This window comes from Streptococcus mitis (assembly GCF_946190325.1).
GTDB lineage: Bacteria > Bacillota > Bacilli > Lactobacillales > Streptococcaceae > Streptococcus > Streptococcus mitis_CF.
In genome coordinates this window covers 140,504-153,370 of record NZ_CAMHZR010000003.1, presented here as the reverse complement: position 1 = coordinate 153,370, position 12,867 = coordinate 140,504, and the positions used below count along the sequence as shown (strand labels likewise).

The following is a 12,867-nucleotide window of genomic DNA, read 5'->3' as shown; positions in this document are numbered from 1 at the left end:
CTTCTTGGTTCTGGTAGGGCCTTTTATTTATTCTTTTAAGTGATAAGAGTAGCTAGCGACAACGACGTCTTGGTGCCAACGAAGGGCGTATTTGAGTTTAAGACTCATCTGATTGTGCAGGATATTTTGCCAAGGTTTATTAGGGATAAACTGGGGTACCAGAACAGTGACTGTATAGTTCTTTTTCTGGGCATCCTCAGAGATCCGTTTGACATACTTGACAGTAGGCGTGATGATGTCGCGGTAGCTGGTCTTGATGTTCTTCAGAGTAATGGTTGGGAAGTGATCGGCAAATTCTTGGAGAATTTCTTGGTCTTTCTCTGCTGTTTCCTTAGTAGAAATGTGCATGGCTAGGACTTCATCTCCGATACTTTGGGCATAGTTAATGGCTCCAACGCTGACGCGGGTAACATTTCCTACTAGGACGAGAACTAGATTGCCATCGTAGGTACGTTTTTCGATGCCTTCATAGAGACGCAGTTGTTGGGCTACTTTTTGGTAATGACTGTGAATTGCCAAGAAGAGTAGAGTGAGTACGAGAATAATCGGGAAGAAAGGCCAGATATCACTGAGACGGAAAAAGAGCAGGATCAACACGATAGCGTAGCAAATGATAGCTCCAAGGATATTGGTAAGGGCAGGTTTTAAAAAATTTGTCCCCTTTTCTTTTTTCCAATGACGAATCATCCCAGTCTGAGAAAGGGCAAAGGGCACGAAGACACCGATAGTATAAAGGGGAATCAAACGTTCGGTATTGCCATTAAAAATGAGAAGAAGAATCATAGCCCCAAAAGCCAGAGTTAAAATTCCATTAGAGTAGCCTAGCCGGTCTCCTTTTTCCATAAAGAGATGGGGCATGTACTTGTTTTTAGCCATATTGTAAGCCAGCATAGGGAAGGCCGAAAAGCCAGTATTTGCAGCTACGGCTAAAATCAAGGCTGTGGAGAATTGGAAGATATAATAGCAAAGGTGACCCAAGAAGGAATTACCAAGGATGCCTTGAGCCATTTGTGAAAGAATAGTTTCTCCGTGTTGAGGCATAATCCCCATCCAGTAGTTTAGGAAGGTGATACCAGCAAAAAGAAAACCTAAAATCAGTGACATGATGGTCAAGGTCTGAGCGGCATTCTTTTCTTTTGGAGCCTTGAAAAAGGGAACGGCATTTGAAATAGCTTCAACCCCTGTCAGAGAGGCAGATCCGCTGGTAAAAGCTCTTAGAATGAGAACGATAGACAGATTCGGTACAGCATGTCCGATAGGAGAAGTCGCCTGATAGCTGAGAGAACCTGTCGCTAGTTGAAAGATTCCATAGAGCAAGAGAAAGACAGTACTGATGATAAAGAGATAGACAGGAATCATCAGTGAACTGGCAGATTCTTTCAACCCCCGTAAGTTCAAAAGCATGAGCAAGCAAACCAGAAAAATGGAGATGTGGAGGTTGTAAGGGTGGAGAGCAGGGAGAGCTGCTGTGATAGCATCAGCTCCAGATGATACCGATACTGCCACAGTCAGCATGTAGTCAACCAGCAGACTACCTCCAGCAATCAAGCCTAGCTCGGGCGATAGATTTTCTCGAGTAACCATATAGGCCCCTCCTCCTTGAGGATAGGCGTGGATGATTTGACGGTAGGAAACGGTTAAACTAGCTAGAAGCAGGAGGACAAAAAGGCCAATAGGAAGGCTCCACCATATAGCTAGAGGAGAGAGACTAGCCAAGACGAGGACTACTTGCTCAGGTCCATAGGCAATGGAAGATAGAGCGTCGCTTGACAACATGGCTAAGGCCTGCATTTTTCCCAGCAACCCTCCCTCGCCTTCTGTTAAGGACTTAAGAGGACGACCGATAAAGGTCTGTTTTAATTTTGTAAACATGGTATTTTCCTTTTCTGAAAATTTCAATAAGTGCTATTATACTGCTTTGGAAAAATAGCGTCAAGAGACGACGATGGATTTTAGAATATTTTTTACAGATGAGGAGAGAGGGCAGTTTTTTGGTATAATAGAAGATAGAAAACGAGGTTAGAAGAGATGATTTTTGATACACATACACACTTGAATGTAGAAGAATTTGCAGGTCGTGAGGCAGAAGAAATTGCTTTGGCTGCTGAGATGGGTGTGACACAGATGAATATTGTTGGTTTTGATAAACCGACGATTGAGCGTGCTTTGGAGTTGGTGGATGAGTATGACCAACTCTACGCAACTATTGGTTGGCATCCTACAGAAGCAAGGACTTACACGGAGGAGATTGAAGCCTACTTGCTTGACAAGCTCAAGCATCCAAAGGTAGTTGCCTTGGGTGAGATTGGTTTGGATTATCATTGGATGACAGCGTCCAAAGAAGTGCAGGAGCAGGTTTTTCGCCGTCAGATTCAGTTATCTAAGGACTTGGATTTACCTTTTGTGGTCCATACCCGTGATGCGTTGGAAGATACCTATGAGATTATCAAGACCGAGGGAGTTGGTCCTCGTGGTGGCATCATGCATTCTTTCTCAGGGACTCTTGAATGGGCAGAGAAGTTTGTCGCGCTTGGTATGACTATTTCCTTCTCAGGAGTGGTGACTTTTAAGAAGGCAACCGATATCCAAGAGGCGGCTAGAGAACTTCCTTTGGACAAGATTTTGGTGGAAACAGATGCGCCTTATTTGGCTCCTGTTCCTAAACGTGGTCGCGAAAACAAAACAGCCTATACTCGCTATGTAGTAGATTTTATCGCGGATTTGCGTGGCATGACGACAGAAGAGCTAGCGGTGGCAACGACTGCAAATGCAGAGTGCATTTTTGGATTGGACAGCAAGTAATGAAAGAAAAAATTTCCCAAGTCATCGTGGTTGAAGGTCGCGACGATACGGCTAATCTCAAACGTTATTTCGAGGTAGAGACCTATGAGACTCGAGGTTCTGCCATTAATGACCAGGATATAGAGCGGATTCAGCGTCTACACCAACGCCATGGAGTCATTGTCTTTACAGACCCAGATTTTAATGGGGAGCGGATTCGTCGCATGATTATGACGGCCATTCCAACAGTTCAGCATGCTTTCCTCAAACGCGATGAAGCTGTTCCTAAGTCCAAGACCAAGGGGCGGTCTCTAGGGATTGAGCATGCCAGCTATGAAGACCTGAAAACGGCTCTAGCTCAGGTGACAGAACAATTTGAACATGAGAGTCAGTTTGACATCAGTCGTACCGACTTGATTCGCCTTGGTTTTCTAGCAGGAGCAGATAGCCGTAAGCGACGAGAATATTTAGGAGAGGCTCTCCGAATCGGCTATTCCAACGGCAAGCAACTCCTCAAACGCCTAGAGTTATTTGGGGTCTCCTTGGCAGAAGTGGAAGAAGCTATGAAATCTTATGAGAACAGCTAAGCAGACCCCAAATGTAAGGGGAATGTGTTACAATAGTAGTAACAGATAATAGAAAAGAGAATAAATGAGAATTGCAGATTACAGCGTGACCAAGGCAGTGCTGGAGCGTCACGGTTTTACCTTTAAAAAGTCCTTCGGGCAAAATTTTTTGACGGATACCAATATTCTTCAAAAAATCGTGGATACGGCTGAGATTGATGACCAGGTTAATGTCATCGAAATCGGGCCAGGGATTGGTGCCTTGACGGAGTTTTTGGCTGAGCGTGCAGCAGAAGTTATGGCCTTTGAGATCGACCACCGTTTGGTGCCTATTTTGGCAGATACCTTGCGTGATTTTGACAATGTGACCGTAGTCAACGAGGACATTCTCAAGGTCGATTTGGCGCAACATATCCAGAATTTCAAAAATCCTGATTTGCCAATCAAGGTAGTAGCCAACTTGCCTTACTACATCACGACGCCTATTCTTATGCACTTGATTGAAAGTGGCATTCCTTTTAGTGAGTTTGTCGTTATGATGCAGAAAGAAGTGGCGGACCGCATTTCAGCCCAGCCGAATACCAAGGCTTACGGTAGCTTGTCAATCGCTGTGCAGTATTACATGACTGCCAAGGTTGCCTTCATCGTGCCTCGTACGGTATTTGTGCCAGCGCCAAACGTGGACTCTGCTATTCTGAAAATGGTGCGCCGTCCAGAGCCAGCTGTAGCAGTGGAAGACGAGAACTTCTTCTTTAAGGTTTCTAAGGCAAGTTTTACCCATCGCCGCAAGACCTTGTGGAATAACTTGACAGGTTACTTTGGCAAGACTGAAGAAGTTAAGGACAAGCTGACCAAGGCATTGGACCAAGCAGGCTTGTCACCAAGTGTGCGTGGGGAAGCTCTCAGCTTGGCAGAATTTGCCAGCCTAGCAGACGCGCTTAAAGGGCAAGGACTCTAAGATGCAGGGACAAATCATTAAAGCCTTAGCAGGATTCTATTATGTGGAAAGCGAGGGCCAGGTGTATCAAACACGCGCGCGTGGAAATTTCCGTAAAAAAGGTCATACCCCTTATGTTGGGGACTGGGTCGATTTTTCTGCCGAGGAAAATTCAGAAGGCTATATTCTCAAGATTCACGAACGAAAAAACAGTCTGGTCCGTCCGCCTATTGTCAATATTGACCAAGCTGTAGTAATCATGTCCGTCAAGGAACCTGAATTTAACAGCAATTTGTTGGATCGTTTCTTAGTTCTTTTGGAGCACAAGGGTATTCATCCCATCGTCTATATTTCCAAAATGGATTTGCTGGAAGATAGAGGAGAACTGGATTTTTATAAACAGACTTATGGTGACATCGGCTATGACTTTGTGACCAGTAAAGAGGAACTATTGCCTTTGTTAACAGGCAAAGTGACAGTCTTTATGGGGCAGACAGGTGTTGGGAAGTCAACTCTTCTCAACAAAATCGCACCAGACCTCAATCTTGAAACAGGAGAAATCTCAGACAGTTTGGGTCGCGGGCGCCATACCACTCGAGCTGTTAGTTTTTACAATCTCAATGGGGGTAAAATCGCAGACACACCAGGTTTTTCATCCTTGGACTATGAAGTAACAACGGCTGAAGACCTCAATCAGGCCTTCCCAGAGATTGCTACTGTTAGCCGAGATTGTAAGTTCCGTACTTGTACCCATACCCATGAGCCGTCCTGTGCAGTGAAGCCGGCAGTAGAAGAGGGTGCCATTGCCACCTTCCGTTTTGACAACTACCTGCAATTCCTCAGTGAGATTGAAAATCGCAGAGAAACCTATAAAAAAGTCAGCAAAAAAATTCCAAAATAAGGAGAAACCTATGTCTCAATACAAGATTGCTCCGTCAATTCTGGCAGCAGATTATGCCAACTTTGAACGTGAAATCAAACGCCTAGAAGCAACTGGGGCAGAATATGCCCATATCGATATCATGGATGGGCACTTTGTGCCACAAATCAGTTTTGGTGCAGGTGTGGTCGAAGCTCTTCGCCCTCATAGCAAGATGGTCTTTGACTGCCACTTGATGGTAGCTAATCCTGAGCATCATTTAGAAGACTTTGCGCGTGCGGGAGCGGATATCATTAGCATTCATGTGGAAGCAACACCCCATATTCATGGTGCCCTCCAAAAAATTCGTTCACTCGGTGTCAAGCCATCAGTTGTCATCAATCCTGGTACGCCTGTTGAAGCTATCAAGCACGTCCTTCATCTAGTTGACCAAGTTTTAGTCATGACGGTTAATCCAGGTTTTGGTGGGCAAGCCTTTCTGCCAGAAACCATGGATAAGGTTCGTGAGTTGGTTGCACTTCGTAAGGAAAAAGGCTTGAACTTTGAAATCGAAGTGGATGGCGGGATTGATGACCAAACTATTGCTCTGGCCAAAGAAGCTGGTGCGACTGTTTTTGTAGCAGGTTCCTATGTCTTTAAGGGAGAAGTCAATGAGCGAGTACAAACTCTCAGAAAACAACTGGACTAGGGTTGCTGTTTTTGCTGGCGGAGACCGCGGTCATTACCGGACGGACTTTGATAGATTTGTCGGTGTGGATCGAGGTTCTCTCTGGGTCTTGGAAGAAGATTTGCCTCTTGCTCTAGCAGTCGGAGATTTTGATTCTGTGACGGAAGAAGAGCGACAGGTGATTCAAAAACGTGCCCAGCATTTTGTCCAAGCCCGACCAGAAAAAGATGATACAGATTTGGAACTGGCTCTCTTAACCATCTTTGAGCAAAATCCTCAGGCTGCGGTCACTATTTTCGGTGCTTTGGGTGGTCGTATTGATCATATGCTAGCTAACGTCTTTCTACCTAGCAATCCTAAGTTGGCTCCCTATATGCGCCAGATAGCGATTGAAGATGGGCAAAATTTGATTGCCTATTGTCCAGAAGGGACCAGTCAGTTAGAACCTCGTTTAGACTATGACTATCTAGCCTTTATGCCAGTTCGGGATAGCCAGCTGACTATTCTCGGTGCTAAGTATGAGTTGACTGAGGAAAATTTTTTCTTTAAAAAAGTGTACGCTTCTAACGAATATATAGATAGGGAAGTGTCGGTGACTTGCCCAGATGGCTATGTAGTCGTGCTGCATAGCAAGGACAGGAGGTAGGATGGAAAGTTTACTTGTTCTATTATTGATTGCCAACCTTGCTGGCCTCTTTCTGATTTGGCAAAGGCAGGATAAGCAGGAGAAACACCTAAGCAAGAGCTTGGAGGATCAGGCAGATCACTTGTCAGACCAGTTGGACTACCGCTTTGAACAAGCCCGACAAGCCAGTCAGTTGGACCAAAAAGATTTGGAAGTGGCTGTCAGTGACCGTTTGCAAGAAGTGCGAATCGAGTTGCACCAAGGCTTAACTCAGGTCCGTCAAGAAATGACGGAGAATCTCCTCCAAACCAGGGATAAGACTGACCAACGTCTCCAAGCCCTGCAGGAATCAAATGAGCAACGTTTGGAACAAATGCGCCAGACAGTCGAGGAAAAACTAGAAAAGACCTTGCAGACACGCTTACAAGCCTCCTTCGAGACAGTTTCCAAACAACTGGAGTCTGTCAATCGTGGTCTTGGAGAAATGCAGACAGTTGCCCGCGATGTCGGAGCCCTCAACAAGGTTCTCTCTGGAACCAAAACGCGAGGGATTCTGGGAGAATTGCAACTGGGGCAAATCATCGAAGACATCATGACACCTGCCCAGTACGAACGAGAATACGCAACGGTTGAAAACTCTAGTGAACGAGTGGAGTATGCCATCAAGTTGCCTGGACAGGGTGACCAGGAATATGTCTACTTACCGATTGACTCCAAGTTTCCACTGGCAGATTATTACCGCTTAGAAGAAGCCTATGAAGCGGGTGACAAGGACGAGATCGAACGCTGTCGTAAGTCGCTCCTAGCCAGCGTCAAACGCTTTGCCAAGGATATCAAGAGCAAGTACATAGCACCGCCTCGGACGACCAATTTTGGAATCTTGTTTGTTCCGACAGAAGGTCTCTACTCAGAAATCGTCCGCAATCCGGTCTTCTTTGATGATTTGAGACGGGAAGAGCAGATTATTGTCGCAGGTCCAAGTACCCTATCAGCCCTGCTTAACTCTCTATCAGTTGGCTTCAAGACTCTCAATATCCAAAAGAGTGCCGACCATATCAGTAAGACTCTTGCCAGCGTCAAGACCGAGTTTGGCAAGTTTGGTGGTATTCTGGTCAAGGCACAAAAGCATCTCCAACATGCCTCTGGCAATATTGATGAATTATTAAACCGTCGTACCACAGCTATCGAGCGGACGCTCCGTCACATTGAGTTATCAGAAGGTGAGCCTGCGCTTGATCTACTCCATTTCCAAGAAAATGAGGAAGAATATGAAGATTAGTCACATGAAAAAAGATGAGCTGTTTGAAGGCTTTTACCTAATCAAGTCAGCTGACCTGAGACAAACTCGCGCTGGGAAAAACTATCTAGCCTTTACCTTCCAAGATGATAGTGGCGAGATTGAAGGGAAACTCTGGGATGCCCAACCTCATAACGTTGAGGCCTTTACAGCAGGTAAGGTTGTTCACATGAAAGGGCGCCGAGAAGTTTATAATAACACCCCTCAGGTCAATCAAATTACTCTCCGCCTGCCTCAACCCGGCGAACCCAATGACCCAGCTGATTTCAAGGTCAAGTCGCCAGTTGATGTCAAGGAAATCCGTGACTACATGGCGCAAATGATTTTTAAAATTGAAAATCCTGTTTGGCAACGAATTGTCCGAAATCTCTACACCAAATATGATAAGGAATTTTACTCTTATCCAGCTGCCAAGACTAACCATCATGCCTTTGAAACGGGTTTGGCCTATCATACGGCGACTATGGTACGTTTGGCAGATGCCATTAGCGAGGTCTATCCTCAGCTCAATAAGAGCCTGCTCTATGCAGGAATTATGCTGCATGACTTGGCCAAGGTCATTGAGTTGACGGGACCAGACCAGACTGAGTATACAGTCAGAGGCAATCTTCTTGGTCATATTGCTCTGATTGATAGTGAAATTACCAAGACAGTGATGGAACTCGGCATCGATGATACCAAGGAAGAAGTCGTTCTGCTTCGTCACGTCATCCTTAGTCACCATGGCTTGCTTGAGTATGGAAGTCCAGTCCGTCCACGCATTATGGAAGCAGAGATTATCCATATGATTGACAATCTGGATGCAAGCATGATGATGATGTCAACTGCTCTTGCTTTGGTGGATAAGGGAGAGATGACCAATAAAATCTTCGCTATGGACAATCGTTCCTTCTATAAACCAGATTTAGATTAATAATTTAAGAAAAATGAGCATTTTTTAGGATAAGAATGTTCGTTTTTTTATGTGAATATGGTATAATAGATAAAATATCAAAATTAAATGAAGTGGGAAATAGAAATGAAATTAAGAAGAAGTGATCGGATGGTTGTCATTTCCAACTATTTGATTAATAATCCTTATAAACTAACTAGTCTCAATACTTTTGCTGAAAAGTACGAATCTGCTAAATCATCCATCTCAGAGGATATCGTGATTATCAAACGCGCCTTTGAGGAAATCGAAATTGGCCATATCCAGACAGTAACTGGTGCTGGTGGTGGTGTCATTTTCACCCCATCAATCTCAAGCCATGATGCCAAGGAAATGGTTGAGGACTTGCGTGCCAAGTTGTCAGAAAGTGACCGTATCTTGCCAGGTGGCTATATCTACCTGTCTGATTTGCTTAGCACACCAGCTATCTTGAAAAATATTGGTCGTATTATTGCCAAGAGCTTTATGGACCAAAAAATTGATGCCGTTATGACCGTAGCGACCAAGGGTGTTCCACTTGCAAATGCAGTTGCCAATGTCCTCAATGTTCCTTTTGTTATTGTGCGCCGTGACCTGAAAATTACCGAAGGTTCAACTGTCAGCGTCAACTATGTATCCGGTTCAAGTGGTGACCGCATTGAGAAAATGTTCCTTTCAAAACGTAGTCTCAAGGCAGGCAGCCGTGTCTTGATTGTGGATGACTTCTTGAAAGGTGGCGGAACTGTCAATGGGATGATCAGTCTCTTGCGTGAGTTTGATTCAGAATTGGCAGGTGTAGCGGTCTTTGCGGACAATGCCCAAGAAGAACGTGAAAAGCAGTTTGACTACAAGTCACTCTTGAAGGTAACCAATATTGATGTCAAGAACCAAGCCATCGATGTTGAGGTTGGCAATATCTTTGACGAAGACAAATAAGAGATAGAACTAAAGGTTGGAACGATTGTCCCAGCCTTTCTTTGCAAATAGAATAGAAGGAAACTTATGAAAACACCATTTATCAATAAAGAAGACTTAGAAAAGATTGTTGCCGAGTTCCCGACTCCCTTTCACTTATATGATGAGAAGGGAATTCGTGAGAAGGCAAGAGCCGTCAACCAAGCCTTTTCGTGGAACAAGGGCTTTAAGGAATATTTTGCAGTTAAGGCTACTCCAACCCCAGTTATTTTGAAAATTCTCCAAGAGGAAGGCTGTGGCGTGGACTGCTCTAGTTATGTGGAGCTTTTGATGAGTCATAAACTGAATTTCCCTGGTTCTGAGATTATGTTCTCTTCAAACAATACGCCAGATAAGGAATATGCCTATGCGCGTGAATTGGGTGCGACCATTAACTTGGATGCCTTTGAAGATATTGAACATCTAGAGCGCGCAGCAGGCATTCCAGAAATCATCTCTTGTCGTTACAATCCTGGTGGTGTTTTTGAACTGGGAACAGATATCATGGACAATCCTGGAGAAGCCAAGTTTGGCATGACCAAGGACCAGCTCTTTGAAGCTTTTGCTATATTGAAGGAAAAAGGAGCTAAGACATTTGGGATCCACTCCTTCCTAGCGTCCAATACCGTGACCCATCTCTATTATCCAGAGTTGGCGCGTCAGCTTTTTGAATTGGCTGTTGAAATCAAGGAAAAGTTGGGCATTTCGCTAGACTTTATCAATCTTTCTGGCGGTATTGGTGTCAACTATCGTCCAGACCAGGAGCCAAATGATATTGCCTTGATTGGTGAGGGAGTTCGTAAGGTGTATGAAGAGGTCCTTACGCCAGCAGGTCTTGGTCAGGTTAAGATTTTCACCGAATTGGGTCGTTTTATGTTGGCACCTCACGGTGCTTTGGTCACAAGAGTCACTCATAAGAAGGAAACCTACCGTACCTATCTAGGTGTGGATGCATCAGCAGTCAACCTCATGCGTCCAGCCATGTACGGAGCCTACCACCATATTACCAATCTGACCCATCCAGATGGACCAGCTGAAGTTGTAGATGTGGTTGGTTCACTCTGTGAAAACAATGATAAATTTGCAGTAAATCGTGAACTACCTCATACAGAAATCGGTGATTTGCTGGTAATTCATGATACAGGTGCTCATGGTTTTTCAATGGGCTACCAGTACAATGCCAAACTTCGTTCTGCGGAAATCCTCTATACCGAAGAAGGTAAAGCCCGTCAAATCCGCCGTGCAGAGCGCCCTGAGGACTACTTTGCAACCTTGTATGGCTTTGATTTTGAAGAATAAAATGATAAGTAATTGAAAATGAAATTGAAAAACAGATTGCTTTCTAAAAAATAGGCAAAAATCTTGTTTTTCCTTCAAGTCGTGATATAATAAAACTATAAAACGTTTTCAAGGAAGGTAACGATATGTCTGAAGAAACAATTGATTATGGACAAGTGACAGGAATGGTGCATTCGACAGAAAGTTTTGGGGCGGTAGATGGCCCTGGTATTCGCTTTATTGTCTTTTTGCAGGGCTGTCACATGCGTTGCCAGTATTGCCATAACCCGGATACTTGGGCTATGGAGTCCAATAAGTCACGTGAACGGACGGTAGATGATGTCTTGACAGAGGCCTTGCGCTACCGCGGTTTCTGGGGAAATAAGGGCGGTATTACAGTCAGTGGAGGAGAAGCCCTCTTGCAGATTGATTTCCTGATTGCTCTCTTCACCAAGGCTAAGGAACAAGGAATCCACTGTACTTTGGACACCTGTGCCCTTCCTTTCCGTAATAAACCACGTTACCTTGAGAAGTTTGACAAACTCATGGCTGTCACTGACTTGGTCCTCTTGGATATCAAAGAAATCAACGAAGAACAGCACAAGATTGTTACTAGCCAAACCAATAAAAATATCTTGGCCTGTGCCCAGTATTTATCAGATATTGGAAAACCTGTCTGGATTCGCCACGTGCTAGTTCCAGGGTTGACAGACAGAGATGATGACTTGATTGAACTTGGTAAATTCGTCAAGACCCTTAAAAATGTTGATAAGTTTGAAATTCTACCTTATCACACTATGGGAGAATTCAAATGGCGTGAATTGGGAATTCCATATTCACTCGAAGGGGTTAAACCACCAACAGCAGATCGCGTCAAGAACGCTAAAAAACTCATGGATACCGAAAGTTACCAAGACTATATGAAACGTGTACATGGATAAAAAAGAAGCCTGATGGAAACATCGGGCTTTTAAATTTACACAAATATAGATAATTAAATGAAACAAAATTTTATACTCTTCGAAAATCTCTTCAAACCACGTCAGCGTCGCTTTGTCGTATATATGTGACTGACTTCGTCAGTCTTATCTACAACCTCAAAACCGTGTTTTGAGCAGCCTGCGGCTAGCTTCCTAGTTTGCTCTTTGATTTTCATTGAGTATTAAATCTTTTTTACTCTCTAAATTCTGAAAAAAATCCGAAAATGAGTGTATAAGATATAGTTACTTTTAGAAATATTAAATAGAATAGGAGAACATCTATGGAACAAAGTATTACCATTAAAAATTTATGTAAGTCGTATGGCCAAACTCAAATTTTAAAAGATATTTCTTTTGAAGCAAAAGCAGGTAAAGTGACTGCTTTCCTGGGTCCAAATGGAGCTGGTAAAAGTTCAACCTTACGTATTTTATTAGGATTAGACAAAGCAACATCTGGTCTTACCAAAATTGGAGATCAAACTTATAAGGAATTAAAATTTCCTCTAAAGACTGTAGGAGCTTCATTTGACAGTGTAGGAGCTCCTGATGATCGGACTGTTTATCAACATTTGAAAATTGTTGCTGCTAGTAATGGGATATCCAGTCAGCGAATTGAACAAGTCTTGGATATGGTGGATATTAGTCATAAGAAAAAATCTAAAATTGGGAAATTATCATTAGGAGAAGGACAACGCTTGGGAATTGCAACAGCTCTATTAGGAAATCCTCAATATCTGATATTGGATGAACCGACTAATGGGTTGGATCCAAGAGGAATTCGGTGGTTTAGAGAGTTTATAAAAAAACAAGCTCAAGAAGGGAAGACCGTCTTACTGTCATCTCATATATTATCGGAAGTGGAAGCAGTAACAGATGATGTAGTTATCATAAATAAAGGAAAAGTTCTTATAAAAGGGACTTTACAAGAAGTGATGAAAAATCTTTCTTCACTAGAGGAAGTCTTCTTTAGTTTAACAGAGGGAGGGAAGTGA

At 43.6% G+C, this 12,867-nt stretch carries 13 protein-coding genes; 12 read left to right on the top strand and 1 reads right to left on the bottom strand.

What is annotated here, in order from left to right:
* Nucleotides 1-27 precede the first annotated feature (27 nt).
* Nucleotides 28-1,872: an APC family permease gene (locus tag N8M95_RS05905; RefSeq protein WP_049516019.1), complete on the bottom strand. Its 1,845-nt coding sequence runs from the start codon at nucleotides 1,870-1,872 to the stop codon at nucleotides 28-30.
* A gap of 156 nt (nucleotides 1,873-2,028) precedes the next feature.
* Between N8M95_RS05905 and N8M95_RS05900 the strand changes: the two genes are divergently transcribed.
* The 12 genes from N8M95_RS05900 to N8M95_RS05845 all read left to right on the top strand — a co-directional run bounded on the left by N8M95_RS05900 (nucleotide 2,029) and on the right by N8M95_RS05845 (nucleotide 12,867).
* The gene (locus tag N8M95_RS05900; protein ID WP_261116792.1) at nucleotides 2,029-2,802 is read left to right on the top strand and encodes a TatD family hydrolase; all 774 of its coding nucleotides are present in this window, start codon (nucleotides 2,029-2,031) and stop codon (nucleotides 2,800-2,802) included.
* A complete protein-coding gene (gene rnmV / locus N8M95_RS05895; protein WP_049516016.1) occupies nucleotides 2,802-3,368 on the top strand; it encodes a ribonuclease M5 in 567 nt (188 codons plus the stop codon). Before N8M95_RS05900 ends, rnmV begins: the two co-directional genes overlap by 1 nt.
* A gap of 64 nt (nucleotides 3,369-3,432) precedes the next feature.
* Complete coding sequence (gene rsmA, locus N8M95_RS05890; RefSeq protein WP_001216838.1) at nucleotides 3,433-4,305, top strand: 16S rRNA (adenine(1518)-N(6)/adenine(1519)-N(6))-dimethyltransferase RsmA; 873 nt, start codon at nucleotides 3,433-3,435, stop codon at nucleotides 4,303-4,305.
* 1 nt (nucleotide 4,306) lies between these two features.
* Nucleotides 4,307-5,185: a ribosome small subunit-dependent GTPase A gene (gene rsgA, locus N8M95_RS05885; protein WP_261116791.1), complete on the top strand. Its 879-nt coding sequence runs from the start codon at nucleotides 4,307-4,309 to the stop codon at nucleotides 5,183-5,185.
* Nucleotides 5,186-5,195: 10 nt separating this feature from the next.
* The gene (gene rpe, locus N8M95_RS05880; protein ID WP_023947063.1) at nucleotides 5,196-5,852 is read left to right on the top strand and encodes a ribulose-phosphate 3-epimerase; all 657 of its coding nucleotides are present in this window, start codon (nucleotides 5,196-5,198) and stop codon (nucleotides 5,850-5,852) included.
* Complete coding sequence (locus N8M95_RS05875; protein ID WP_031237001.1) at nucleotides 5,815-6,477, top strand: thiamine diphosphokinase; 663 nt, start codon at nucleotides 5,815-5,817, stop codon at nucleotides 6,475-6,477. The genes rpe and N8M95_RS05875 overlap by 38 nt, the downstream gene beginning before the upstream one ends.
* A gap of 1 nt (nucleotide 6,478) precedes the next feature.
* A complete protein-coding gene (locus N8M95_RS05870; protein WP_023947067.1) occupies nucleotides 6,479-7,735 on the top strand; it encodes a DNA recombination protein RmuC in 1,257 nt (418 codons plus the stop codon).
* Nucleotides 7,725-8,666, top strand: coding sequence for a 3'-5' exoribonuclease YhaM family protein (locus N8M95_RS05865; protein WP_023947069.1), 942 nt, complete (start codon nucleotides 7,725-7,727; stop codon nucleotides 8,664-8,666). Before N8M95_RS05870 ends, N8M95_RS05865 begins: the two co-directional genes overlap by 11 nt.
* A 105-nt stretch (nucleotides 8,667-8,771) precedes the next feature.
* The gene (purR, locus tag N8M95_RS05860; RefSeq protein WP_004238844.1) at nucleotides 8,772-9,599 is read left to right on the top strand and encodes a pur operon repressor; all 828 of its coding nucleotides are present in this window, start codon (nucleotides 8,772-8,774) and stop codon (nucleotides 9,597-9,599) included.
* Nucleotides 9,600-9,665: 66 nt separating this feature from the next.
* Nucleotides 9,666-10,916: a diaminopimelate decarboxylase gene (locus N8M95_RS05855; protein WP_261116790.1), complete on the top strand. Its 1,251-nt coding sequence runs from the start codon at nucleotides 9,666-9,668 to the stop codon at nucleotides 10,914-10,916.
* A gap of 125 nt (nucleotides 10,917-11,041) precedes the next feature.
* A complete protein-coding gene (gene pflA, locus N8M95_RS05850; RefSeq protein WP_004255837.1) occupies nucleotides 11,042-11,836 on the top strand; it encodes a pyruvate formate-lyase-activating protein in 795 nt (264 codons plus the stop codon).
* A 320-nt stretch (nucleotides 11,837-12,156) separates the two neighbouring features.
* Nucleotides 12,157-12,867 (top strand): ABC transporter ATP-binding protein, encoded by a 711-nt coding sequence (locus N8M95_RS05845; protein WP_020901990.1) that lies wholly within the window; start codon nucleotides 12,157-12,159, stop codon nucleotides 12,865-12,867.

Coding starts and splice junctions, on each gene's coding strand:
- N8M95_RS05905 (WP_049516019.1), bottom strand. CDS start 1,872: ATGTTTACAAAATTAAAACAGACCTTTATCGGTCGTCCTCTTAAGTCC.
- N8M95_RS05900 (WP_261116792.1), top strand. CDS start 2,029: ATGATTTTTGATACACATACACACTTGAATGTAGAAGAATTTGCAGGT.
- rnmV (WP_049516016.1), top strand. CDS start 2,802: ATGAAAGAAAAAATTTCCCAAGTCATCGTGGTTGAAGGTCGCGACGAT.
- rsmA (WP_001216838.1), top strand. CDS start 3,433: ATGAGAATTGCAGATTACAGCGTGACCAAGGCAGTGCTGGAGCGTCAC.
- rsgA (WP_261116791.1), top strand. CDS start 4,307: ATGCAGGGACAAATCATTAAAGCCTTAGCAGGATTCTATTATGTGGAA.
- rpe (WP_023947063.1), top strand. CDS start 5,196: ATGTCTCAATACAAGATTGCTCCGTCAATTCTGGCAGCAGATTATGCC.
- N8M95_RS05875 (WP_031237001.1), top strand. CDS start 5,815: ATGAGCGAGTACAAACTCTCAGAAAACAACTGGACTAGGGTTGCTGTT.
- N8M95_RS05870 (WP_023947067.1), top strand. CDS start 6,479: ATGGAAAGTTTACTTGTTCTATTATTGATTGCCAACCTTGCTGGCCTC.
- N8M95_RS05865 (WP_023947069.1), top strand. CDS start 7,725: ATGAAGATTAGTCACATGAAAAAAGATGAGCTGTTTGAAGGCTTTTAC.
- purR (WP_004238844.1), top strand. CDS start 8,772: ATGAAATTAAGAAGAAGTGATCGGATGGTTGTCATTTCCAACTATTTG.
- N8M95_RS05855 (WP_261116790.1), top strand. CDS start 9,666: ATGAAAACACCATTTATCAATAAAGAAGACTTAGAAAAGATTGTTGCC.
- pflA (WP_004255837.1), top strand. CDS start 11,042: ATGTCTGAAGAAACAATTGATTATGGACAAGTGACAGGAATGGTGCAT.
- N8M95_RS05845 (WP_020901990.1), top strand. CDS start 12,157: ATGGAACAAAGTATTACCATTAAAAATTTATGTAAGTCGTATGGCCAA.